Below are 1,376 nucleotides of genomic sequence, written 5' to 3'. Positions count from 1 at the left end.
CGCGTTTTCATATACACTCCAGTTGAGATGATTATCTCTTAACTGGGTGTGTGAATCTATTGAACCACGTCAAAGTAATTCACACAAGGTGGTGCGGACAACGTAGCTTTCTGAGAGCGTTTGAACACACATGTAGTCACCTGCAGCTTCAATCCATTTAATCTCTGCTGGATTTAAGCAACACCACCCGTTTTCAGCGCGTATCCCTACAACATTTGGCTGAGCACTTTTGTTCAATTGCTGGCGCAATGTAGCTAGAAGCGCAGGTTCAGACACCCCATATTGTTCACAAAGTCCCTTAACCAGCATATTGAATTGAAAGTCCCGTTCATAAAAATGGTACTTGGTTTTGACATGCTCTATAGCGTTTAATACTTGGGATTCTTCAAGTGGTGATTTAACAAATCCTGACGCGTTGTGAGAAAAAGCTAACAGCGCTTCTTCGTCTTTATTTCCTACTGCAAGCCAATATCGTGATGCAAGGTTTCGACTTGACTGTGAGACTGAATAGAAACCGATGGACTGAGGATATTTCTCTGCTAACGCAAGACAATGGCCTACAGATTGTGCGCCATAAACGTGACTGAATACGTCTAGCTTTTCTAGCATTTTGCAAAGTGAGTTTTGCATAGAAACAGAGTGTAAAAAAACCAGTGCGATCATCTGCGATCCCTTGCAAGTGCAAGCAGTAATAGCTGTCAGTGTTATCTATCCCAGTCTTAATAAGTGATGGGATGTAGACAGCGAAAAGTAAAAATAAGCGAAAAAGGGGCTATAAGCTGCATAGCCCAATCGCCAGGGTAGAAAACTCTTCATTAGCGTTTTGCTGTTAGTACACTAGGGCTAGCATTAATGCGACGAGCAATCAGCTGTGCGTTTTTAGATGCATTATGAGTAAGTGCAAAAGTAAGCATGTCTTGCCCGTTGCACACTAATCCCTCATGGATATATCGCATTTTAAAACCCGTCGCTTTCACGGCGCGATGCAATCGCAAACGGCTATCGCTTTTTACCGCTTCACACACTGCAATTAAGTTTTTTTCTACATGCTTAGGATACGGGGCGGCATTCGCTACTGTTGCAGTAAGCGACAAGGTTATTCCTAGTAAAGCAAGTTGGGTAACACGGCGTGACATAAACATAACAAGTTCCTCTGATAATATTCGGCAACGCGGTGACTACCTCTTTTGTCCCCGCACCATTAAATTAGTGAAACTTTGTAAAATTCACGCTATAAAAACGTTAAAGCACCGCTATTTGAGACGTTGCGACAAGTACACAAAAGCTAAGGTTTAATAATGACGTGGTCAAGCAAATTCACACAACCCAGTTAAGCCGCTTTTCCTAAATTTGCCATATCAGCCTCATATTGATTT

Annotated in this window: 2 protein-coding genes; both read right to left on the bottom strand. The window is 42.2% G+C overall.

The annotated features are described in order from the left end of the window. Positions 1 to 69: 69 nt before the first annotated feature. The gene (locus NO989_RS21760) at positions 70 to 663 is read right to left on the bottom strand and encodes a transcriptional regulator (RefSeq protein WP_371343193.1); all 594 of its coding nucleotides are present in this window, start codon (positions 661 to 663) and stop codon (positions 70 to 72) included. Positions 664 to 815: 152 nt separating this feature from the next. Further along, positions 816 to 1,142, bottom strand: coding sequence for a DUF3718 domain-containing protein (locus NO989_RS21755; RefSeq protein WP_014948465.1), 327 nt, complete (start codon positions 1,140 to 1,142; stop codon positions 816 to 818). Between the last annotated feature and the right edge of the window lie 234 nt (positions 1,143 to 1,376).

Origin of the sequence: Alteromonas sp. DY56-G5, from assembly GCF_041414725.1 — a bacterium.
GTDB lineage: Bacteria > Pseudomonadota > Gammaproteobacteria > Enterobacterales > Alteromonadaceae > Alteromonas > Alteromonas macleodii.
Note: the sequence above shows the minus strand (reverse complement) of the source record. Positions and strands in the feature narration are given on the sequence as shown.

Excerpts from the sequence above, each read along its gene's own strand:
- NO989_RS21760 (WP_371343193.1), bottom strand. The coding sequence starts at position 663 with ATGATCGCACTGGTTTTTTTACACTCTGTTTCTATGCAAAACTCACTT.
- NO989_RS21755 (WP_014948465.1), bottom strand. The coding sequence starts at position 1,142 with ATGTTTATGTCACGCCGTGTTACCCAACTTGCTTTACTAGGAATAACC.